Source organism: Alkalibacter rhizosphaerae (assembly GCF_017352215.1).
GTDB classification, from domain to species: domain Bacteria; phylum Bacillota; class Clostridia; order Eubacteriales; family Alkalibacteraceae; genus Alkalibacter; species Alkalibacter rhizosphaerae.
The window spans coordinates 2,143,182-2,166,164 of record NZ_CP071444.1 but is presented as its reverse complement, the minus strand read 5'-3'; the positions used below and the strand labels follow the sequence as shown (position 1 = coordinate 2,166,164).

The 22,983-nt window shown below is 44.0% G+C and carries 22 protein-coding genes; 1 reads left to right on the top strand and 21 read right to left on the bottom strand.

The genetic code is table 11. From position 1 onward, the window contains the following. Position 1: 1 nt before the first annotated feature. The 20 genes from J0B03_RS10750 to J0B03_RS10655 form a co-directional block, all read right to left on the bottom strand. Positions 2-853: an MBL fold metallo-hydrolase gene (locus tag J0B03_RS10750; RefSeq protein ID WP_207299600.1), complete on the bottom strand. Its 852-nt coding sequence runs from the start codon at positions 851-853 to the stop codon at positions 2-4. Positions 854-871: 18 nt separating this feature from the next. Continuing rightward, a complete protein-coding gene (locus J0B03_RS10745) occupies positions 872-1,654 on the bottom strand; it encodes an SDR family NAD(P)-dependent oxidoreductase (protein ID WP_207299599.1) in 783 nt (260 codons plus the stop codon). 150 nt (positions 1,655-1,804) lie between these two features. Beyond that, positions 1,805-2,782 (bottom strand): uroporphyrinogen decarboxylase family protein, encoded by a 978-nt coding sequence (locus tag J0B03_RS10740; protein WP_207299598.1) that lies wholly within the window; start codon positions 2,780-2,782, stop codon positions 1,805-1,807. 112 nt (positions 2,783-2,894) lie between these two features. Then, the gene (locus tag J0B03_RS10735; protein WP_207299597.1) at positions 2,895-3,641 is read right to left on the bottom strand and encodes a nitroreductase family protein; all 747 of its coding nucleotides are present in this window, start codon (positions 3,639-3,641) and stop codon (positions 2,895-2,897) included. A 142-nt stretch (positions 3,642-3,783) separates the two neighbouring features. Further along, complete coding sequence (locus J0B03_RS10730; RefSeq protein ID WP_246798131.1) at positions 3,784-3,957, bottom strand: FeoB-associated Cys-rich membrane protein; 174 nt, start codon at positions 3,955-3,957, stop codon at positions 3,784-3,786. A 19-nt stretch (positions 3,958-3,976) separates the two neighbouring features. Beyond that, positions 3,977-5,974 (bottom strand): ferrous iron transporter B, encoded by a 1,998-nt coding sequence (gene feoB / locus J0B03_RS10725; RefSeq protein WP_207299595.1) that lies wholly within the window; start codon positions 5,972-5,974, stop codon positions 3,977-3,979. A gap of 84 nt (positions 5,975-6,058) precedes the next feature. Further along, entirely contained in the window at positions 6,059-6,370 is a 312-nt protein-coding gene (locus J0B03_RS10720) for a FeoA family protein (RefSeq protein WP_246798130.1), read from the bottom strand. 9 nt (positions 6,371-6,379) lie between these two features. Beyond that, on the bottom strand, positions 6,380-6,772 hold the full coding sequence (locus J0B03_RS10715; protein WP_207299594.1) for a metal-dependent transcriptional regulator: 393 nt from the start codon (positions 6,770-6,772) through the stop codon (positions 6,380-6,382). A gap of 294 nt (positions 6,773-7,066) precedes the next feature. Beyond that, entirely contained in the window at positions 7,067-7,990 is a 924-nt protein-coding gene (locus J0B03_RS10710; protein WP_207299593.1) for an endolytic transglycosylase MltG, read from the bottom strand. A gap of 203 nt (positions 7,991-8,193) precedes the next feature. Continuing rightward, positions 8,194-9,357 carry a uroporphyrinogen decarboxylase family protein gene (locus J0B03_RS10705; RefSeq protein WP_207299592.1) on the bottom strand — a complete coding sequence of 388 codons (1,164 nt, stop codon included), beginning with the start codon at positions 9,355-9,357 and terminating at the stop codon, positions 8,194-8,196. A gap of 180 nt (positions 9,358-9,537) precedes the next feature. After that, positions 9,538-10,941 carry an MFS transporter gene (locus tag J0B03_RS10700; protein ID WP_207299591.1) on the bottom strand — a complete coding sequence of 468 codons (1,404 nt, stop codon included), beginning with the start codon at positions 10,939-10,941 and terminating at the stop codon, positions 9,538-9,540. A gap of 214 nt (positions 10,942-11,155) precedes the next feature. Next, a complete protein-coding gene (locus tag J0B03_RS10695) occupies positions 11,156-12,154 on the bottom strand; it encodes an alpha/beta hydrolase (RefSeq protein ID WP_207299590.1) in 999 nt (332 codons plus the stop codon). 173 nt (positions 12,155-12,327) lie between these two features. After that, entirely contained in the window at positions 12,328-13,797 is a 1,470-nt protein-coding gene (locus J0B03_RS10690; RefSeq protein WP_207299589.1) for an aldehyde dehydrogenase family protein, read from the bottom strand. A 19-nt stretch (positions 13,798-13,816) separates the two neighbouring features. After that, entirely contained in the window at positions 13,817-14,923 is a 1,107-nt protein-coding gene (gene hisC / locus J0B03_RS10685) for a histidinol-phosphate transaminase (protein ID WP_207299588.1), read from the bottom strand. A 1-nt stretch (position 14,924) separates the two neighbouring features. After that, a complete protein-coding gene (locus J0B03_RS10680) occupies positions 14,925-16,538 on the bottom strand; it encodes a thiamine pyrophosphate-binding protein (protein ID WP_207299587.1) in 1,614 nt (537 codons plus the stop codon). 148 nt (positions 16,539-16,686) lie between these two features. Then, positions 16,687-17,586, bottom strand: coding sequence for an ABC transporter substrate-binding protein (locus J0B03_RS10675; protein ID WP_207299586.1), 900 nt, complete (start codon positions 17,584-17,586; stop codon positions 16,687-16,689). Between the two features lie 27 nt (positions 17,587-17,613). Further along, on the bottom strand, positions 17,614-18,195 hold the full coding sequence (locus J0B03_RS10670) for an ABC transporter permease (RefSeq protein WP_374058632.1): 582 nt from the start codon (positions 18,193-18,195) through the stop codon (positions 17,614-17,616). Between the two features lie 129 nt (positions 18,196-18,324). Further along, on the bottom strand, positions 18,325-19,440 hold the full coding sequence (locus tag J0B03_RS10665; RefSeq protein ID WP_207299585.1) for an ABC transporter ATP-binding protein: 1,116 nt from the start codon (positions 19,438-19,440) through the stop codon (positions 18,325-18,327). A 203-nt stretch (positions 19,441-19,643) separates the two neighbouring features. Beyond that, positions 19,644-19,892 (bottom strand): HD-GYP domain-containing protein, encoded by a 249-nt coding sequence (locus J0B03_RS10660; RefSeq protein WP_207301048.1) that lies wholly within the window; start codon positions 19,890-19,892, stop codon positions 19,644-19,646. Between the two features lie 10 nt (positions 19,893-19,902). Next, positions 19,903-20,181: a PAS domain-containing protein gene (locus tag J0B03_RS10655; protein WP_246798230.1), complete on the bottom strand. Its 279-nt coding sequence runs from the start codon at positions 20,179-20,181 to the stop codon at positions 19,903-19,905. 352 nt (positions 20,182-20,533) lie between these two features. Between J0B03_RS10655 and J0B03_RS10650 the strand changes: the two genes are divergently transcribed. After that, the gene (locus tag J0B03_RS10650) at positions 20,534-21,508 is read left to right on the top strand and encodes a hypothetical protein (RefSeq protein WP_207299583.1); all 975 of its coding nucleotides are present in this window, start codon (positions 20,534-20,536) and stop codon (positions 21,506-21,508) included. Positions 21,509-21,566: 58 nt separating this feature from the next. Here the strand turns inward: J0B03_RS10650 and J0B03_RS10645 are convergent, their stop codons facing one another. Then, positions 21,567-22,967 carry an MFS transporter gene (locus J0B03_RS10645; RefSeq protein WP_207299582.1) on the bottom strand — a complete coding sequence of 467 codons (1,401 nt, stop codon included), beginning with the start codon at positions 22,965-22,967 and terminating at the stop codon, positions 21,567-21,569. Positions 22,968-22,983 lie beyond the last annotated feature (16 nt).

The window sequence follows — 22,983 nt, the reverse complement described above, 5'->3', positions numbered from 1 at the left end:
ATCATTCTATTGCTCTCCAGTTCCAATCTCGACCGCCTTTGAATACATTGGCATTCATCTCAATGCTGATAAACAAGTTTGCATCGGGAAAACGCTGCACCATGTTGTAATAAAAACCAGCCACATCCTCGGTATTTTCCAACTCTTCATCGTTGGCGATCAAATAATCTCTCGTAAAATAGACTGAACTAAGATCAAAGGGCATCCCCGGTTTTTGATGCCCCGGAATGATGACTTCCGCACCCATCTTTTCGATGTCGTCCAATGCCTGGATCCACTCTTTTCTTTCCTCTGCTGTTACTTCGCAAGTAAATGGATGGGCTTGATTGAACAAAACATCACTTCCGTATAAAGTTTTTATGGAGGGGATCCAAACCATGGTGTTGTAAACCAGATCTCCCACTACGTTCGGTATGATCTCCAAACGTTCTCCTTCCAACTCCAAGTAATGATCCTCCAGCACTTCCACTGGAACTTCCTTTCTCGCCACATTGTGGGAACCGATGACTCCCTCCCAATGTTCGATTTTTCCAAAAAATTGTTCATTGACCATTTCTGCCGTATCTGCCAAGGCCACTACCTTTGCATCCGGAAATGCTTCTGCGATATGTCCTGTGCCAAAATAATGATCCGGGTGTGCGTGTGACAAAAAAATATATTTCAACTTCTTGCCTGTTTCCAGTACCTCGGCAATGACACGATGGGCATTGGATAAAGTCCACTGGGTATCGATAAGAATGGCGTCCTCTTTCCCCATAACGATCACAGAAGCTACTTCAAATCCCGATTCATCGCTAAAAAACACTTTTGTTGACAACTTGTTCGGTCCATGACCTACTACTCGTACTTCCATTGATTCTCCTCCTTTGATCTACTTGTTTCTCGCTGCACCCATGATCCCGATTTCAAACGGATCCACCACCGTTGCTCCGCCATCAACTGTAATAACAGAACCCGTTGTGTAAGATGCATCGTCGCTGGCCAGATAACTGCAGATCCCTGCAATTTCTTCCGGCATGGCCCCTCGTTGCATCGGAGCTCCAATAAAAGCATCTTCCGTCAATCCTCCAAAATGTTCCTCCGTCATTTCCGTCAATACAAATCCCGGGCAAACCGCATTGACTCGAATATTATCCACCCCATAGTCACGTGCGGCTTGTTTGCTCATCATGATCAGTGCAGCTTTTGTGGTACAGTATCCGACTCGTTGGGAAAGACATCGCAACCCTCCAATGGAAGCAATGTTGACAATGGATCCCCCTCCAGCAGCTTTCATGTGAGGAATGACCTCCCTCATCAAAAGAAATGGCCCATTCAAATTTACATCAAATATCGTTTTCCAGTCTTCCAAAGCGATCTCCGCTACTCCTCCTGGAACATTGATCCCCGCGTTGTTTACAAGAACGTCGATCTTACCATCTCCAAATTCCAACGTCTCCTCCACGATGCGCAAAATATCTTCCGGAATGGAGACATCCCCCTGGCAAACCTTGGCCGAACCGGGAGGGAAAGTTGCAGCCACTTCCTCCAGCTTTTCCTTTCTCCGGCCAACCATGACGATTTTCGCACCATCTTCCACAAATCTCCTGGCGATCCCTTCTCCGATCCCGCTTCCTGCTCCTGTGATCAATGCTACCTTGCCTTCCAAATTCATGTGCAGACACCTCACCATCTCAAATTTTTCCGATTCACATTTCAACACTGCTTATTTTTATTATACATGGATTCTTACGCCTTGTGGGATATGATTTTTCATGCAAAAAAAACCAGCACATTTTGTGTTTGTGCTGGTTCAAAAATTTACTTAGAACATTTCTTTGCTCATGCGGTCGATCTCTTCATTGATCGTTTGATAAACTCCTGGGAATGAACTGTCGGGTCCGCCCTGTGTCTGAGAAGGAATGAAATAATGCTTGCCGCAGCTTTTGCACGCCCGCTCCACTTCTCTGGCAATGATCTCTTTTTCCCACTTGGGAAAATCGATGACTCCACTATCGAGATCTCCCATAAAGGAAATTTGTCCACCATATTTTTTGATCAATTCCGGTGTATTATTGCTGGTCACAACACCCTGCCAAATGTCGATTCCCATCTCGATCATGTAAGGAACCAAGTTGGCGCTGTAGGCATCATTGTGATGAACGATCAGTACCCCGTTTTCTTTCCAATGCCCATAAATTTTTTTGTAAGCCGGCAAAATAAACTCTTCAAATGTTGGCGGAGCTATTAACGAATTCAAACTGCTGCCCCAATCATCATGATGGAACAACGCATCTGGTTTCAAATATTTAATGAATTCGTCTGCCAGTTTGATTTCCCAATCTACCAGAAAATCGATCAATTCATGCATCAATTCCGGTTCTTCGTAAAAATTCATCATGGCACCTTCCATGCCCATAAAATAATGGAGATGTTCAAAAATGCCAGGCGCTACAAAGATGGTGACAAATTTTTCGTTTCGATCGATCTTGGACACCGTTTCCTGGGCGGCTTTCCAATCTTCCGGCGGGTGGATGATATTCGGCGCTTTGATGACCTCTTTCCACTTGGAGATATCTTTCAACAAAATGTGTTCTTCATCATGGACCGGAAACGCGCCGATTTGACCTTCCGGCCAACGTACGGTAATTCCCCACTCATTGACGATCTGCCCGCCGATAGGCGGCTTTAATCGTGTAATGGGCGTATTCATGATCAGCTCCAAAAATTCATACTGCTTGACGAATCGATCCGGATTTCCACCTTTGATCGTTTCCATCAAATTTTCCCTAATCGACAACATGGACATTCACTCCTTTTTTAATGATCCAAATATTTCTCATAACTTATTGTTACCCAAGATCGATTCTTTATATCATCTTTTTGAGTATTTTCTTATTTTTTCAATTATACCTTCATGCTTTTTTGGTGGTTAGAAATTGCTTTACATAGATTTCACTGGACCTGCTCATTTCCAAAGAAAAGTCTGACATATATTTTCGATCACAAAATTTTCTCATAAAATCGTCATAGTCGAATGTTGTTTCTCTTGCATGTTTCTCAAACATTTCCCGATGTTCTTGGGGCGTCAGTCGACGATACTGGTTTTCATGGACGATGTATTTTCCTTCAAATCGGACAGGTTTCGTCCTTTCTTGCTGCTGTTTTGTTGGATACCCCATTACTAGCATGGTAATAGGGATCACATAATCATCCAAGTGAAATAAACGCTTGTGTTCTTCTACATTTTCCAGGATATCCCCGATGTAGCAGGATCCCAACCCGAATGATTCTGCCGCCACCACAGCGTTTTGGGCTGCGATCATCGCATCCTGTATGGCCAACAGAATATCTCCGACACCAGGTTCTCTTGGTTTCAGACCTGCTTCTTGGTAAGCATCCAGCCATCGTCTACAATCTGCCAAAAATACGAATACCAGGGGTGCTTTCGCTATAAAAGGCTGGTTGTCGCAGGTTTTCGCCAGTTTTTCTTTCAGCTGTTGATCGGTAACATCAATAATGCTGTACAACATTTGATTTCCAGCAGTAGGCGCTTGAAAGGCAGCATTTAATATTGCTGTTTTGATGGGATCTTCCACACTTTTTTCTTCATAGGCTCGAACGGATCTGCGATCGAGAAGCGATTCATAAATTACATTCATTACGACTACCTCCATTTTTAAGGTCGATTGGACTTTTGATCTTAGCCATCCTCTTTTATTGTAGGATCCTGCATTCATTCTGTCAACGAACTAAAAAACACCGGCTTGGTGCTCCGGCGCTTTTTTCATTCATAATAATTTTTCAGGGTTTGTCAAAACCATCCAGAGAGCGTTGTTCCTCTACCGCCATGGTGCAACTGGTCTGGCTGGGACAGCTTTTGCTATATGGACATGCCGAACAGTGACCTCCGTTTTTTTTATCTTTTCGTATCTTCAAGACCGCACCGATCATGATCACTGCTATTACAAAAATCACAATAAAATCACCCAGCAACTTAAATCATCTCCTTTGCAGTTTGGTACATTTTTTCCTCGTTTCGTTGCATCAGATAAATGATGAACCCAACGATCAAGGCAACGGCCATCAATCCCGGCAAGGCACCCTCACCAAATGCACCTGTGGTGATCCGTGTGCCGATTTGATAGACGAAATAAGACACTGTGTAACCCATTCCCAACTGAAATCCGATTCCGCCCCAAAGCCATTTTTTACTGCCCATTTCTGCATTCATCGCTCCGATGGCTGCAAAGCAAGGCGGGGAAAACAGGTTGAACATCAGATACGATAGAGCAGCAACCGATGTAAGCCCCATGACAGAAGCAACATCATTAGCTCCTGAAACCAGAACCAGTTCTTCCGGGTCAATAAAGTTGCTGATCCCATATACTACAGCCAGTGTTCCGACTACGTTTTCCTTGGCAATAAATCCTGTTATGGCTGCCGCTGCAAGTTGCCATGCCCCGAATCCCAAAGGGATCAACAAAAATGCGATGGGGTTTGCGATACTTGCAAGAATACTGGTAGATTCCATTCCCTCTTCCACCAATTGAAAGTTCCAAGTAAACATCTGCATGATCTGTACCGTTACGTTGGAGATCAAAATGATGGTGGCTGCCTTAGTCAAAAACTCTTTTGCTCTGGACATCATGGAAAAAAACGCCCTCTTAACACTGGGCCATCGATATTCCGGCAACTCCATGATGAAGTAGGAGCGTTCCGGTCCTACTTTGGTAATTTTACGAACGATCAATGCACTTACAATGATGATCGCAATTCCTATAAAGTACATAGATGTACCGATCCAGGCAGCATTTTTAAAAAACACACCGGAAAACAACGCTATTACCGGTAATTTTGCACCGCATGGCATGAAAGGAGTCAACATTGCCGTCGTACGACGTTGACGTTCGTCTCGTATGGTTCGCGTTGCCATGATACCCGGTATGGCACAGCCAGTTCCGATGACCATGGGTATGATGGATTTACCGGATAAGCCGACCTTTTTTAAATGCCGATCCATGACAACGGCCACCCTGGCCATATATCCGCTATCTTCCAGCAAAGCCAGAAAGAAGAACAAGACCATAATCAAAGGAAGAAAGCCAACCAAGGCTCCAACCCCACCAATGATCCCGTCCAACAGCAAGGTCCGCAACAAAGGAGATACCTGTTCTCCCATCCATCCTTCCACCAATGCATACAATCCATCGATCCACCCTACAAAAAAATCAGCCAGAAAAGGACCTAAATAGTTTTGAGATATGGAGAATACCAGGTAAATCACCGCTGCAAAAATTGGAATCCCCCATACTTTATGCGCTATGATTCGATCGAAGGTATCTTGTTTCGTCAACCGGTTGCTTTCCACTTTTCGATTTTCTGTGATCTTCACCAAGTGGTCAACGAAAGCATACCTTTCTCTTTCTCGTGCTTCAAAAGCGTCCTTGTTCATGGACTCATCGGTGATCCCGCCTTCAAAGGGAGCCGTTTGTCCTTTCCCGGACACATTTTTTACGTGTTCCATCAATTCCATCAGTCCGGTCCCCTTTACTGAAGAGGTCTCTACTACAGGACATCCCAGCATTTTGGAAAGTTCTCTGGTATCGATCTCGATCTCCTTTTTTCGGAGAAGATCGCTTTTATTTAATGCCACAACTACTGGAATGTTCAATTCCATCAACTGTGTCGTCAACAGCAGACTTCTGTTCAAATTCGTCGCATCCACTATGTTGATGATAGCGTCCGGATTTTCATTTTTCACAAAGTTGCTTGTTATACTTTCTTCTGAAGAGTACGGAGACATGGAGTAAGCACCAGGTAGATCAACTGCCCGAATATGCATTCCTGACGCGACCAAATCCTTTTTCACGTCTCCCTCTTTTTTTTCCACCGTGACCCCAGCCCAGTTCCCGACTTTTTCCACTTTTCCTGTAATGGCATTGAATAACGTCGTCTTGCCGCTGTTGGGGTTTCCTGTTAGTGCTATTCGCATGTGCGACCTCCTGAATAGTTAAAGTATTTGTTAGCCTTAGTTAACATTACACGTAAAAAAATATTTCGGTTTCCCGCAATATTTTTATTTGATCTGAATGGTTTTCGCCAGTTCGGAATCGATGCTGTATCGCGCATCCTTGACATTGATAATATAGTTGTCCGCCAATATGGACAAAATCGTGATCTCTTCTCCGGGAAAACAACCCAGCGTAAACAAAAAATCTTTCATGCTTGCATCATCCGTCTCAATGCTTTGGATCACATAGGGAAAATTGACTTGTGCATGAATAAGACGGTCCCCGCTGAGCATAACTTCTTTATTTGCTTGTGCCTGATGCTGGAACACTCCGTTCCTCATCCTTCTTCTCTTTCTTCTTCCAAAAGCCAATTCCATGTGAACCTCCTATTCTGATCTCAATGTACTTCCTTGATCGGATTCCAGAAACCTTTCAATGGCGTCCATCATACCGGTACTGACAATGTGCTCCATCCTGCATGCGTTTTCAGATGCTTCTTCTGAAGTCAACTTCAAGGTTCGTTCTAAATAAACGGTGATGGCTTTATGTCTTTTCGCCACCAATTCAGAAATTTCCACGCCTCTTTTGGTCAGAGTGATATGCCCGTAGGACTCCTTGTTCACGAAACCTTCTTCCTTCAATTGGTTCATGGCCTTAGTGACACTGGGCTTGGATACACCCATACGGTCTGCAATGTCTACCACGTGTGCGTGACCATGGTCCTGCTGTATGAAATAGATGGTTTCCAGATACATTTCCACCGATTCTGTAAGACTCATTGATTTCATTCCTTCGTGTTTGCCTTATATTGTTAACCTAGGTTAACTTTAGTTTAATTTTAATACATGAAGTCCTTCTTGTCAAATATTTTTTCAAATAATCTTTCCCCCTCCAGCAGATCTCAGTCTTTGTGAACTTTGTTCATGATTTCATGAAAGGATGTTATGACCAGAACGGTTCCTGCAAGACTTACAACAAAAGTAGGATGGTCTAAGTAGACCATCCCCTTTACAATACCCTACTTGCTTGCGAAAATCGTTGATTGGATTTTTATTTCACTCCGTTTCATCGCCTTAATATCCGAATATTTCCTGTTTGTTGATCTTATCCCGGAACCCGATGGCTGCTGCATCGATAAAACGTTCCCGCGATTTATTGGCTTCCTTCTTGAACGATTCGTAATCCAAATAAAAGAACATTTCATTCATCAAGTAATCATAATAAAAATAATATAGATCTTCATATTTCGGCAAGGACATGGCCGCCATCAAGCTTTCATCATCCACGCTGCAGATCGGTCCTATGGGAAGACCGGCCTTTTGGTAGGTATTATAGGGACTTTGGATCTTCACGTCTTCTCCATAGAGAAAAGGGCGTTGAAACCCCAGTGCGTATTCCGCGGTCACACAACTTTGCAGTTTCTGTTTATCCTCCAGACGATTCAAAAAAACAGCTGCTGTCTGTTCATACTGTCTGTCATGAAGACATTCGGCTTCGACCATGGATGCAAGGATTATTTGTTGGAAGGGTGCTAGATGGTTGGTATTTTCTTGGATGAAAAAAATACTCTCAAAACGTTTTTCTCCGTCTTTTACCCTGGAAACCACCCAATCCCCTACTGTAGAATCTGCGGGTATGTCATACCTCCCGGGAGGAATGATCCCTTCCAAACGTCGGTAATCAGAAAGATCCGGTGAGATCCATCTTGATTCTATCGGAGTTTCCAGGGCTTCCTTCACTTCTTTATCGGTCAGCCCAAAAATCTCAACCAATTGGGGAATGATATCCCTGTCCAATGTATCGCCGTCATCAACGACGATGCTTCCAAGATATACAGGAGCCTCGGGATGGTCCTCCGTCAAATATGCCGACGGGACATCCATCACAGGGTCTTGATCAACGTCCATAGATTTTATATTCTTATTCATAAAAAACACTATTGCTGCCGTAGCCAGCAGCAATAGTGCAACCATCAACAATTTTTTTGAATATTTCATGCAGTCCTCCATATGAAAACGATCGTATACTACAGTTATCTACACAAAATATCACATATTTTGGAAATACACAAGTATCCTGTCACCCTAAAAACATCAAAGCGATCAATTTGACAAAAAACTCTACTTCCTCCGGAGTTTCCGCATGGAAAATTTCCTTCGCAGCTCTTTCAACCATTTCTACATTATCCATTGTTCTCCTCCTACTTGTACACGGCGTATTCGTGGACGAATTTGTTGACCGCTTCATAATTTTCCAGTTTTCCATCATTCTTGAACATCATCGGGATGGTGGATGTCAATACAAAACCACCGTCCATGGCGATCGTATCAATGACTTCCTTGACATAATCAATGGATCCCTGCACTGTTTTATTCTGGATCACGCTGGTTGGCATTCCACCGCAAATACACATGGTATCACCCAGCTTTTCCTTCGCCAACTTCAAGTCATCGTGTTCGAACACCCCTGCTACTTTGTTTTTTGGCAACTCTTGCAGGTAATCATAGATATGCTCGTATTTGCCTTCAAACAAGTATACGACGCGATATCCCCTGCTTGTTACTTCGTCCACTAATTTTTTCCAGGAAGGCCAATACACTTTTTCGAAATCTCGAGGATTCAAAAAAGTTGGCAGGTGCATAGGCGCAATCAATACTTTATCCGGATCTGGCGGACTCATGGTCGCCATTCCCAGCATCCAGTCCACCATGGCCAATCCGGCATCTCGAACTTTCGTCGGATTTCTTTTTACATCTCTCATGGTCCCGTCAAAATCACGTAGATAATCGAAAATAATATCTACCGGATTGGTCATGCCACCACGAAACATGCAGGGCAAGCCCAGTTGCTTTTCGATCACTTCGGTGATGGGGCCATTGACCTGCCGGCCTTTTCCGGCCTCTGCAATTGCAGCAGCAAATTTTTCATACTTTTCGGGTGTGTATTCTTCCGCCATCAGATCGAATCGTCTGGGCCAGATTTTATTGATGAAAAATTTATGGGGCGATTCGATGAGTTCGTCGTATTCGTCCGCTTCCATTCGATTGATGGAATTGGGTTTCACTTGAAATGTTCCATCATCGATGTGTTCATAAATGCCCCCGCCCAGAATTTCTCCCACTTTTCTGTTGCTGGATGCATGAACGCCACCACAACCGTCAAAGTACAATCGGTTGTAAAAATCCACATTCGCCTTTTGTGCAACTGCCGGATCATTAAACGCCTCCGCAGGTTTTATATCCTGGGATGTGTAAACATAAGTGGTTGCCAAACTGAATATGGGTACCCTGTCCGGTTTCCCGTTTTTAAAGGCCGTGGAAACTCTGGTCAGCCGTTCCTGATAAAGCTTTTCTACCTGATCCATGTGCATCTCTCCTATCTTTATTGAATTCCAAGCATTTTAACTGCGATAGCCTGCAAAAGTTTATCCCTTTCAATTTTATAATATCCCTAATGATTATGATTGTCAATAATGCAACGACCTAGATCTTCATTAAAAAACAGACTGCAAACTCCCTTCAGAAAGTTTGCAGTCGTGATCTTGTCAACTTGCTTTTTCGTCGCTTGTCTGGGCCGCCATTGCTGCCAGCTTTTCTGCATTTGCCGTTGCATACTTTTGCGCATCTGCATCTGTGATTTTCCAGAAGAAAAGGATCAGTAGACCTGATGCAAACATGAATACGGCCGGAACGATCCCCGTCAGCATCATGAACTTGTCGACAAAGGCATCCGTCACTTGGGTCATTCCCGAAGTATACCCAATAAATGCCAAGCCAAAGGAACCAATGGCACCGCCAAGTCCCATACCGACTTTCATGGGCATATTGTACATGGCCAGTGCCACGTTTCGATTGTCTTTTCCGGTTTTGTAAAATCCATACTCTCCTGCATCCAGAAAGTAGTTCATTCCAAAGGAGAAGAACATGTAGAAAGCTACCTGTCCAAGGCCTCCCAAAACAATGTAGATCCATACATTCCCTTTTGCAAGGAAAGTGATCAAGGCAGAGAAAACGCCCCATAGCAGCATTCCTGTGACAAGCGCCGCTTTCTTACCAGCCTTTTGACCAAAAATCGGACCAAAAATACTACCCACAAAAGCAAATACCATACTTGCTGTCAAAGAAACAGACATCATTAACTGATTTCCAATGATAAAGACAAAGTAATACTGCATGATGGTCTGCACGATAAACATGCCGATATAAGTCAAACAAAACGCCAAAAGAACTAGCATCAGCTGTCCGTTCCCAGCTGCAGTTTTTACCATGTCCTTGAAAGAGATCTGGGGAATTTTTTTTGCTTCCTCTTCGGTCACTACACGGTCATACTCTTCCGTAGCTTTTACCAATACGGTGGATCCGATGAAGAAGAACAAGGCAAAAAAGGCTGCTGTGATCAAGTAGTCATAGCCAGGGAAAAATCCTCCGATCCAAATGACTGCCGGTAAAGCCACTGCAGAGATTATGATATTGGCTACCGTCATTCCACGTGCATAAGCAATGGAAAGCTTTGCACGACCATTCATGTCGCTGCCGGCACGACGCTGGATCAAACCATACTGTGCCAAAGATACAAAGTTCATGGAACCATGCATCATGATGTATCCGATAATGGTGACAGCACCACGTGCTACCGGCGGTAAAGAAGAAGTATTCCAAAATTGCAAACAAACTCCGATAAAAACGACATACTTCAAGATGATGAGCCAGGATCTATAAGTACCCCACCTCATTCTCGATTTTTCAACAACGCCACCTGAAACCAGGCCAATTATAAAGTCCACGATTCTTGCGATCAATAATACCGTACCCATCAGTGCTGCAGACATGCCAACACTTTCCGTCAAATAGAATGTCAAATACATCATCGGGATTGTGACTGCCATTACCGAACAAAACTGGAAAAAGGCAAAAGTCAACTGGGTTTTTACTGTGATCTTGTTGTCCATTTTTTTCCTCCTTTAATTTTTTTGATCTAAGATTTATATCACACCCTTTATGGGTATTGACTCGAAGCTCATCATATTTAAGTGTGATTATATTTAAACTCATTTACATTTTAGCATAAATCCTAACGTATTACAATTATTTATTTGATTAAATTTATTGCATTAAAAATAATTTTTACCACAAAAAACCCTCTTTGGATTGAGGGTTTTGCAGTCATCTTTCTTCTACTCCATTTTGCGGATCTGGTTTCTGCTTTGCCGTATAATGGGCCACTGCATCTTCGTAGGAATCCAACAGTCTGGATATGGCGGTTTTGCTGACCGCTGCTTTTGGGCACATTTGTTCAAAAGCGTGATAGCAACCTTTGTACAATGCAAAATCCACGGATACTCCTGCAGACCGCAAGCTTTCCACATATTGGATCGTTTCGTCTCGAAAGGGTTCCAATTCCCCAACGAAAGTGGCCGTTGGTGGCAGGCCGCTGAAGTCTGTCGCTCTGGAAGGTGCTGCATAACAAGGTATATCTGAAGCTACTTGGTAATTTTTCAGATATACTTCCCAGCATATTTTGTTTGCTTTTGCATTCCACACCGGTGTGTCTTCAAAACCGGAAGATTCAGTGATCCTCCGGTCGTCCAGCATGGGATATAAGGGCATTTGAAATGCAATGGACACTTCCCCTCGATCTCTCGCATAAAGACTCAATGCGGCTGTCAAACCGCCTCCTGCGCTATCTCCACCCACCATGAGCTGGTCGTCCCGGATCCCCAGCAGATGTGCGTTTTTCTTCATCCACAAAAGGGAATCGTAAGCATCTTCCAATGCCGCCGGATAGGGGGCATTCAGAGACAAGCGATATTCCGGTGCCACAACGACACAGGGACATCTTTCCATAAACCGCATTGCCATGGCTGCTCCCTGCTCAGGGGACCCCAAAATATAGCCTCCCCCATGAAGCCATAAAAGACCTGGCATGTTTTTCTCTTCCTTTGCAGGCCTGTAGATGCATATCCGAATTTTTTCCCCGTCTTTTCGCTGGATCCATTGTTGTTCCACCAACATTGTAGAATTGTTTTTGACAGCCGGTCTTTTGCTGGATAGTTTGTTCAACAACGGAAATCCCCACTTTGTAAATACGATCTTGGAGATGATTTGAAAGATTTTGCCTCTTCTTTTCAATTCTTCGTCAACGCTGTTCCAATCCATTTTCATAAGCATCCTCACAATTGTGCTTCAAATTCCCATTACGACCTCTTGGATCGGTTGATACCATTGTCTCACTGTTTTTGCCGGTTATCAATCTGTTTGCATCGATTTGGATAACAAAAAACGTCAGCCGGGAGGATCTCTTTTCCTGGCTGACGCAGTTGCACACTTTTCGATCATTATGAGTCGTAATGACCTGTAGGGCTCTCATTCATGCTGATGTATATGGTTTTTAATCGACTATAGGCATCCAATGCCATTTTATGGTTTTCTCTTCCATGACCAGATTCTTTGATCCCGCCAAAAGGTGTTCCAGAAGGAGTTAAATGATACTCATTGATCCAAAACAACCCTGTCTCCACTCCATTGGCGACCCGCAAAGCCCGGTTGATGTCCTTGGTCCAGCAAGCTCCTGCCAAACCGTATTTGGAATCATTGGCCATGGCAGTGACTTCTTCTTCCGTTTCAAATGGTATGACCACCAAAACCGGTCCGAAGATCTCTTCTTGGGCAATTTTCATGTGGTTTTTCACATCTGCAAACAGGGTTGGCTCCATAAACCATCCTTTATCAAATGGGGACTTTTCTATTTGCTTGCCTCCGCAAACAAGTCGGGCTCCCTCCTTGATTCCAGTCTCCACGTAACCGAGCACCACATCCAGCTGTTCTTTGTTGATCAACGGACCCATTCTCGTTGCCGGATCTGCCGGATCTCCGATTTTTACGTTTCGAAAAATTCTCTCCAATTTCTCTACGAAGTTTTTGTAGATGGAAGAATGAACGAACAGCCTGGAACCGGCATTGCAAACCTGCCCTTGTCCATATAATATGGCCAAGGCCGCTCCTTCAATGGCCTTATCCATGGGTGCATCCGGAAAAATGATGTTGGCCGACTTTCCGCCCAACTCCAAAGATGCAGGAAGGATCCTCTTGGCTGCCGCCTCTCCGATGGACCGCCCCACTTTCGTCGATCCCGTAAATGCGATCTTATCCACTTTCAGATTTTCCAACAATGCAGGTCCCACAACAGAGCCAGAGCCTGTAACCACATTCAATACTCCATTTGGAAGTACATCCTGGGTCAATCTGGCAAATTCCAGCAAGGACAAGGGGGTCTCTGATGCAGGTTTGATCACGATGCAGTTTCCGGCCGCCAAAGCAGGAGCAATTTTCCAACCTGCCAACAGAAAGGGAAAATTCCAAGGAATGATCTGGGCAACAACTCCATGGGGTTCTCTTAGGATCATGGTCATGCTATGCTGATCTTGACGCATGAATTCCCCCGCTTCTACACGGATCGCTCCACCGAAATAGTCGAACTGATCTGCAATGGCTTTCACATCTTCCACTGTCTCTACAATGGGTTTCCCGCTGTCCTGAGTCTCGATCCTTGCCAAATGGTCTTTGTTTTCTCGAATGATCTCCGCTATTTTGTGCAAGATCCTTGAACGTTGCTGTATGGAAACAGTTTTCCATAAATTTTTGGATCTGTCGGCTGCTTCCACGGCTTTTTCAACATCTTCCTTTGACCCTTTGGCCGTTTTTGCCAACAGATCTCCTGTAGCCGGATCATGAACATCCTGATATGCACCCTTTACCGGTTTCACAAAAGCGCCATCGATGAACAATCCATACATATTCTTATTCATTTTAAAGGCCTGCCTCCAATCACTGGATCTCCTTTATAACTTTGCCAAACTCTTCCAAAAAACGCTGGTTTTCATATTCGGTTCCGATGGTGACTCGTATCGCTTCCTCGTATCCCCACCCGGTACAAGGTCGGACGATGACTCCTCTTTTCAGCATCTCTTCCCCGATGGCCGAAGCATTTCTGCCGGTTTCGAAGAAGACGAAATTGGTCTGGGTCGGTATACAGTTCATACCCATTTTCGTGAGTTGTTGAACCAGGTTCTCCCGTTCACTGATGATGTCCTGGAGCCTTTTTTCGTAGGTTTTTTGATCTTTGGTCAAGGTCGCAATAGCTCCCGCCAGCCCGATCCTGTTTGCATTGAAAGGTTCTGCTACGGTGTCGATGATGTGGATCATTTCTTTGTTTGCAAAGGCATAGCCGATTCGAGCTCCCGCCAAACCAAAAGCTTTGGACATGGTTCGAATGACAATGATCCTTTTGTTTTTCTTGATATAATCGATAGATTCGATCCTTTTTGCCGGGTCGGAAAACTCAATGTAGGCTTCGTCCATGATGATCCAGGCTTTTTCCGGCAACTTTTCCAGAAAAACATCAAACATGGCTTGATCCAACATGGTCCCGGTTGGATTGTTTGGATTGCACATCCATATGAGTTTGGTCTTGTCCGAAAACTTGCTCATCATGTCTTTCATATCGATCTTGTACTCTGCATTCAAGGAAGACTCGATCACCTTGGCCCCCATCAGATTGGAGATCTCCCGATACAAACCATAGGACTGGGTCGGAAGAATGACTTCATCCCCTTCTTCTATAAATGTTCTCGCCAAGGTCTCCAGCATCCCTCCGGCACCATGTGCCAAAGCGACGTTTTCATGCTGCAGACCATTCATTTCCGCCAGGATCACTTTCAAGTCTTCGTATTCCCGGTCCGGATACATAAAGAGCTGATCGATCTCCTGGATCATCGCTTCTTTGGCATTATCGAAAGGACCATAGGGATTTTCGTTGGAACCCAGTTTGATCACTTCATCCAAACCATAGGCTTCCTGTACTTCATCAATAGTCTTCCCCGGCACATATGGATTTACAAATTCTACTGCTTTTCTTATACTTTTCTTTGGCATTCTATCGCTCCCATCTGTTCACGTCGATCTCGATGATCGTCGGTTCTTTTTTTGCAAAACTTCCAAGCAAGGCTTCCTTCAACTGCTTTTTATTCACGGGCATTTGACCTTCGATTCCGTAGGCGTCTGCCAATTTCATGAAATCCGGATTTCGGTTGTCCACTGCTATGAAGGAATCAAAATCCATGGATTTTTCATTTCGTTTTATTTCTCCGTATCCGGCATTGTTCCAGATAACGATGGGGATCGGCAGTTCTTGTTCGCAGGCAACTGCCAGTTCCTGCATGGTAAATTGAAAACCCCCGTCACCGATCAAGGCGATCAGGTTTTTGTCCGGTTGCGCTGCCTTCATTCCGATGGCCGCAGGCATGGAATATCCCAAGGTACCAAATCCCACCGGATGCAAGAATGTTCTTGGCTGGTAGGTCTGATATTCACTCAAGGCAATGTAAGCAGCAGTTGTCATATCCGCTACAAGCGCTTCATCGTCTTTCAACACTTCCCGAAAAACATCCAGAACGTCAATGGCCATGTCAAAGGTCACTTCGTTGCCGATCACTTGAGGTGCGGATTTGACAGCATCGATTTTTAGTTGATCCAGCTCTTCCGGAATCGTCGTATTTTTCTCTTTTAATAGGGGCAACATCTTTTGAAGGACACTGGTGCAATCCCCCTTGATACCCAAATCTGCTGGAGCATTGCGATAAAAAGCATCGCTGTCCACATCGATTTGGATCAATGTTCCCTGGAATTTTAAAGAATTTTCCCAAAGGTCCGTCGGTGACAGCTGGGTGCCAAGTGCAATGACCACATCGGAATTTTCTATAAATTGTCGAATGTTCTCAAAAGGCAGTCTTGCACCCAAATTCCACTTGCTTTTGTCGGAAACAACGCCCTTGCCTGCACAGGTTTGTACCGTAGCTGCAGACAATTTTTCAATGAGCTCCTCCACCTCTTTCGATGCATCCACTGCTCCTCCACCTGCGATCACGGAAACGCGGTCGGCTTGATTGATGATCTCTGCCGCCTGGTCTATGGATCCTTCATGGAGTGTAGTGGTTTCTGTAAATTGGATTTTCAATTCTTTGTTTACCTGGACTTTTTCTGCCAGAAGATCCAAGGGGATCTCGATATGAACCGGGCCCGGACGACCGGTAACTGCAAGTTTGTAGGCTTCCACTACATAGTTTTCGATCAATTCCACACTGGGCACGGTCCTGCTTTCTTTCGCTACCGAACTGGCCATGATCGTCGAGTTCTTCAGCTCATGCAAGAAACCCGTGCTTTGATTCATGATCGTCGTAGGCAGTTGGCTGGAAATGACCACCATGGGCACTGCATCCAAATATGCTTGTCCCATGGGCGTCATGATATTGGTCAAACCAGGGCCGGTAATGACGATGGCTGTTCCTGGCTTTCCAGTCCTTCTTCCATATCCATCCGCCATGAATCCGGCTCCACTTTCATTTCGAGTGGTGATATGATGGATCTTGCTTTTCGTCAAAGCATCGTAGATCTTCAAGTTGTGGACTCCCGGAATTCCGAATACCGTTTCCACATTTATTCTTTCAAGCGTCTCCACCAATAGTTGAGCACCCGTTACTGTTTTTTTCATTTTAGTACCTCCAAGTCAATTCGCTGCTTCAAATAATGCATCTGCTGCAATTTTACTGTGTTCATCCCGCCTGAAAAGGCGTGATTGCAGAAAAGCAAACTTGCCCCAAGCGAAATAATACCGGAGTCTTAAAGACTCCGGTCATTTATTACTGCAATAATCCGATTTCCGTTAAAAAGTCTTTTGCAATAATGTCTGGATCTTCTCCATTGTCGTATCGGTAGTTCAAAGAAACCATTTGCTCATTATCGATGGTACCACCAAGTTGGTTTAGGATCTCAATGACTTCCGGATAGTTTTCCTGGACGTCTTCGCTGATCACATAAGCTCCGCTGTAAGCCGGGAAAAATTCTTTGTCGTCTTCCAATATGGTCAATCCCAGGGACTCGATCCTGGAGTCTGTAGAGTATGCAACAGCAACGTCCACTTCATCTGCATCAACGGCTCGATAGATCAAACCATATTGCATGGTAAGAACGTCCGCAAATTCGATTCCGTACGCTTCCGACCAACCAGGATAAGCATCTTGTCGGGTGTCAAAGTTTTCGTCACCGGCCAGTACCCATTCCGGTGCATATTCTGCAAGGTCCGAACAGGTTTCCAGGTCATATTGGTCTGCGATTTCGTTTTTTACAACGAATGCATAGGTGTTGTTGAAGCCAAAAGGTTCGGACCAGGTCATGTTGAATTCCTCTTCAAACCCGTTTTTAACGTAGTCGTACGTGTCCTGCTGGGTCATGTTTTCTCCTTCGTAGCGAAGGATCCCTGTCAATTGGGTACCCGTCCATGTAGGATAGACGTCGATCTCACCCTGTTCCATTGCCTGATGCAATACGGAGGATCCATTAAATTCCGTATTCAACGTAACTTCGTAATCGGTTTGATCTTCAATCAATAATTTTGCCATATTGATCAGGATGACAATTTCATTGACATTTTGTCCTCCCAAATTAAGTTCTTCCTTTTCGCTGGAGCAACCGGCAAAGCCGACCCCCAACATAACCAATACCATGATCATTGCCAACATTCTAAAACTTTTTTTCCTCATTTGTTCTCCCTTTCATAAATATATTTTTTAATGTGCTTTTTCCATCTTTCGAGCAATTCTTGCTGCCCGTTCAATGGGTTCAGTGAACCTTTGAAAGCGCTTGAATCCAAAATCAGCTAACAATGCCAGCAGGGTTGCTGGAAATGCTCCCGCAAATATGATGTCGTCTCGAATCATGGACAATCCGGAGAAAATCAGTCGTCCCAGCCCGCCACCACCGATGGCTGCAGCCAATGCTGCTGTTCCGATGATCCAGACCGTTGCCACACGCACCCCGCTGATAATGACCGGCAATGCTAGGGGAAGCTGAACTTTCGTCAAAATCTGCATGTTGGTCATGCCCATTCCTTTTGCTGCGGAGACGGTTGCCTGATCCACGCTTTTGATTCCTGTGTAGGTGTTTTGTAAAATCGGCAGCATGGCATACAAAAATAGTGCCGTGATCGCGTTGTCGTTTCCTATTCCAAAAATAAAGATCAGAAAGCCCAATAAGGCTAGACTGGGAATGGTTTGAAAAACATTGGCGACCCCAATGACAAATGGGGCGATTTTCTCGTTTCGGGTCAAATAAATTCCTAAAGGGATGCAAATGACCAGAGTGATCGCCAAAGCGATTGCCGAAATATATATATGTTCAATAGTTGCTGTTAATATTCTCTGATGATTATTTGTTACATAGTCGATTAATGATTCAAAAAAACCAGGTCTACTAGTCAAAATATACTCCTCTACTTTCTATTATTTGATCAAGCGGCTTATGGTGTATCTTGCCATTCCGTTATCGGTGACCACACCAAGCAATTTATTGTTTTTATCCAAAACAGGGATGGGCGCTTCTCGATCCACCAACATTTGTGCAGCATCTTTTAATGTTGCATCTTCAATGTATAGCTTTCGGTTTACAGACAAAGCATCCCGAACCATTTGTTTTCCCTCTCTTTTTGCTTTGTTCAAGGTGGACAAGAAAACGGATCCTTGCCATATGCCTTTTTTCCCGACGATCTGGGCAGATTTTACGTCGTTGTCTTCCATCAACTCCAATATTTCGTTGATGGATTTGGAAATATCGATGCCGAGGATCACTTCTTCCAGCAACACCTCTACGGAACTGTCCGGTGAGATCTGCGTCAATTGTTCACTGCCTAGAAAATCCTTTACAAATTGATTCGCCGGATTTTCCAATAATTCTTCTGGAGATCCAACCTGTTCGATTTTACCGTCCCGCATCAAAACGATTCGATCCGCAAGTTTTATTGCTTCGTTGATGTCATGGGTAACAAAAATGATCGTTTTCTGAAGTTTTTTGTGGATGTCGATCAACTCGTTTTGAAGACTGTCACGGCTTATTGGATCTAATGCACCAAATGGCTCGTCCATCAACACTACATCCGGGTCGGCAGCCAATGCTCTCAATACACCGATCCTCTGCTGTTGGCCTCCACTCATTTGAGAGGGCAACCTGTATTTGTACTTGTCTTTCGGTAAACCGGCCATCTCCAAAAGTTCGTCCACTCTTTTTTCGATCCGGTCTTTTTTCCATCCAAGCAAGTGGGGTACTGTGGCGATGTTCTCCGCTACTGTCTGGTGAGGCATCAAACCTCTTTCCTGAATGACATATCCGATACCTCTCCTTAGTTTGACCGGGTTGAGGCTCCTGATGTCTTCTCCATTGATGCTGATCTTGCCACCAGTACTTTCTTCCAATCTGTTGATCATTTTCAGGCTGGTTGTTTTTCCACAACCGCTTGGCCCGATCAGTACCACCAGTTCTCCCTTTTGTACTTCAAGGTTCATGGATTCCACTGCCAGCGTACCATCTGGATATTTCTTTTGCACATTTTCAAACGTTACCATACTTACCTCCATATTATCGTGTCCCGTGCTTATGTTTCATCCTACGAGTTCCTATTATTAATCCGGAACCACAATATAGTCTAACGCTATAATAATATAACATATCGGAATACATGTCAAATTTCCAAGTTTTTTAAATGCAACGTCTGTACAAAAGAAACGACCCAGTTCTATAACTGGGTCGTTTCTTTTGAGATGGATACTCAACCCATCATCTTTTCGAATACTTTAACGATTTCCGGATCAAACTGTGTTCCGGCACATTTTTTCAATTCCTGAAGGGCTTCCATTTTCGTTTTGATTTTCTGATATGGCCTGTTGGCTGTCATGGCTTCGAATGCGTCCGCTACGGCAATGATCCTGGAAACGATGGGGATCTCTTCTCCGGATAAACCTTCTGGATACCCCTTTCCATCCCACCGTTCGTGATGATAGAGCACGGACTCCGCCAGGGAAGCGTACTCATCCTACGATTTTTCTGACCGTACCATTTTCGATTTCGGGAGTGAGACTGGTCAGAAAGGTCAACTCCTGTCCGAAGAAACACAGTGTTTCTTTGTATTCGATGGTTCTTCCCGTTTCCATACATCTGGTATAGTTTTCAGCTATGGTCGTACCCAAATCGGCTCCCAGCAGCTCACAAAGAGTTCTTCCTCTTATGATCTCATCCTTCAAACCCGTCAACCTTTGATGAGCCAAATTGTTTCTGGCAAATCGAAATTCGTTATCAACTACATTCACCAAAAACATGGCTCGTGAGTAGTGTTGATTATAATGTTGAGATCTTCAACTTGTGCCTTTTCCATATCGGCAAAAATAAAACGTAGGTTAACGCCTGCACATAAAATTAATTTTGATCACCATTCTGTATTGTTGCAATGCACATATTTTGACATTTGGCCAGCGGAAATCATCAGAATCCAGCTTTCGAATTGGTTGCATCATTTCACTGCTTCTCAACACTAAATTGCTATTATCAAAATTATTATATGTTTTTATTCAAATAATGAAAATTTTGTTGTCAAATTCAATTAGTCATTGTATAATACAAAAGTAGTTAAATAATAAATTAACGTGAAATAGGAGGAAAAACATGAAATTCAAATCTTTGATCGTATTATTGGCTTTATCCCTAGTTTTATTTGCAGGATGCGGTTCATCCGACAATGGCGATGACAACACGGATGGTGGTAACGATACCGTCACTGCTGCTTCCTTGGTGGAAGATGCGGCTGTACTAGAGGCTTCCATTGGAGCGGATGGCAAGTGGATCGTCTGTACTTTGAATGACGTTGAGACCGATAAAGAGCTGGTAATCGAAGGTGATTTTTACAACAAGGACGATGCTACGTCCAATCTTTATCGCAAACTTGCACTTTATGCTCAAGATGCTGATCACAAAGTAACAGATAGATATACGTTGAAAGCTCCAAAGTTGACGGTGAAAAGCCCCAACACCAAGATCCAAGGCGGAACATTCGTTGGTGATGTTTATGTTGAATCTGAAGGTTTCAAGTTGACGGATGCAACGATTGATGGAGATGTGTACTTTGCTTCTTCCGAATTGGCCAATGCTTTCACTGTGGAAAACGGTGGAAAAGTGACAGGTAAAATCGTTGTTGATGGCGCAGACGTTGTTACAACTGCTTCCCTGCTGATCGACGATACTGCTTTCATCGATGCCATCGGTACCGAAGGAACCTGGATCATCGCTGCGCTGAATAACATTACGACCAAACAAGAATTGGTACTGGAAGGTGATTTCTATGATAAAGACGATACATCCCTTGAATTGTATCGAAAAATCGCTCTCTATGCCCAAGATGCAGACCGAAACGTCACTGCTAGATACACGTTGACCGCTCCTTCCTTGACGATCAAGAGCCCGAATTCAAAGATCCAAGGTGGTACATTCGTTGGCGACGTATATGTAGAAACTACAAACTTCAAGTTGACGGATGCAAAAATCGAAGGCAACCTATACTTTGCAAATCAGGAAATGATGGATAGCTTTGTGAACGAAAAAGAAAGTACGATCACTGGCGAAACTGCCGTCAAAACAAAATAACCCCTAAAAAACAGGAACTCCATTAAAATGGAGTTCCTGTTTTTTTTTTGAAAATCGATCAAGCTGCCTGTTGTTTTCTCTCTTCTATATCTTTTCTCAAATCAAACAGGGTAGAATTCGTCAAACGATATCCAAACAAGATAATCAAAAAGCTCAACGCGAAACTAATTGCAGGTACTACAGTGATGATATTCGCAATCCCTTCTCTGACCGCAGAGGATACTGCTTCCGCTGGAACGGCGGCATCAAAACCGATTTTGAGCAGAATGGCACCAAGCAAACTGCTTCGGGCGATGATGGCCATTTTAAGAGGAAAGTTCATCAGACCCATGTTGAAAGCTGCCGTATTTTTACCGGTCTTCCATTCCCCGTAAACGACTGTATCTGCGTACATGGCCACAAAACCTGCACCGTAGATACCACTGGTAAACATCCCCAAGGCCATAAGTGCCATGAAGGGAATCATTTCATAGGCAAATACTCTTGCTCCTGCAAAAGATACTGCAGCAATCAACAGGCTCACAAGTACCGCATTTTTTGTAGAAAATCTTTTGAAAAAGAAACTGGCGAAATAAGAACCCAAAATAGATCCGACAGATCCGATCAAAATATGGACCGGCATCATGGCCACGTTTTGGATAACATAGGTGTACTGATAAGCAATGGTTGCGAAAACGATAAACATGGGCAAGAACTTGAAGAAATCCGCCAGCAAAAGGAACATCAGATGCTTGTTCTGGAATAAATTGCTCAACAGGACCTTCAACCCGACCTTGTCCTTGTTTTGGGCACTTTGGGCTTCGATTGCCTTCAATTCTTCCCCTTCCGGCTCGTACCCTTTTGTCAATACAAAGTGTACATAGTATCCGATGCCCATCAGCATGGCCATTCCACCGGCAACCAATGTGAATCCTAAAATTGGGTTGTTGGTCACCACACCCAGCCATATAGCCAAAGGTAACGATGTATAAGACGTAAACAGATTACTCATACTGGTGTAGGTTTGACGTCTGGAGGACAATAATCCAGTCTCCTCCGGCGTCGTGGATAAAAGATTGATAAGAGCTACATTTGCCACCCATGCTATGTTCCAAATAACATGGCTGACGACAAATCCGACAATGATGATCGCCGCTGCAATGTTGTCTGGACCAATTTTAGTAAAGGTCAAAGCGTAAAAAATAATGACAGGAATCGGTGCAACGACCAACCAGGACCGGTATCGACCCCATTTCATGGCCTTTACTCCATTAATAATGGCTCCATAGATCGGCGACAATGCCGCGTCAATGGCACTGGTCACAACAGCTATGGTGGTTGCCAAAGCTACAGGAAACATGGCCACATTTGTTAAAAAGTACATGAAAGCATACATTTCAACGGCAGCCATTAAGGAAAACCCAAAGTCTCCTACTCCATAAAACGTTTTCAAAGCTTTACTCAGTGGTTTTTTGTTCATAAATCCTCCTTTAAAT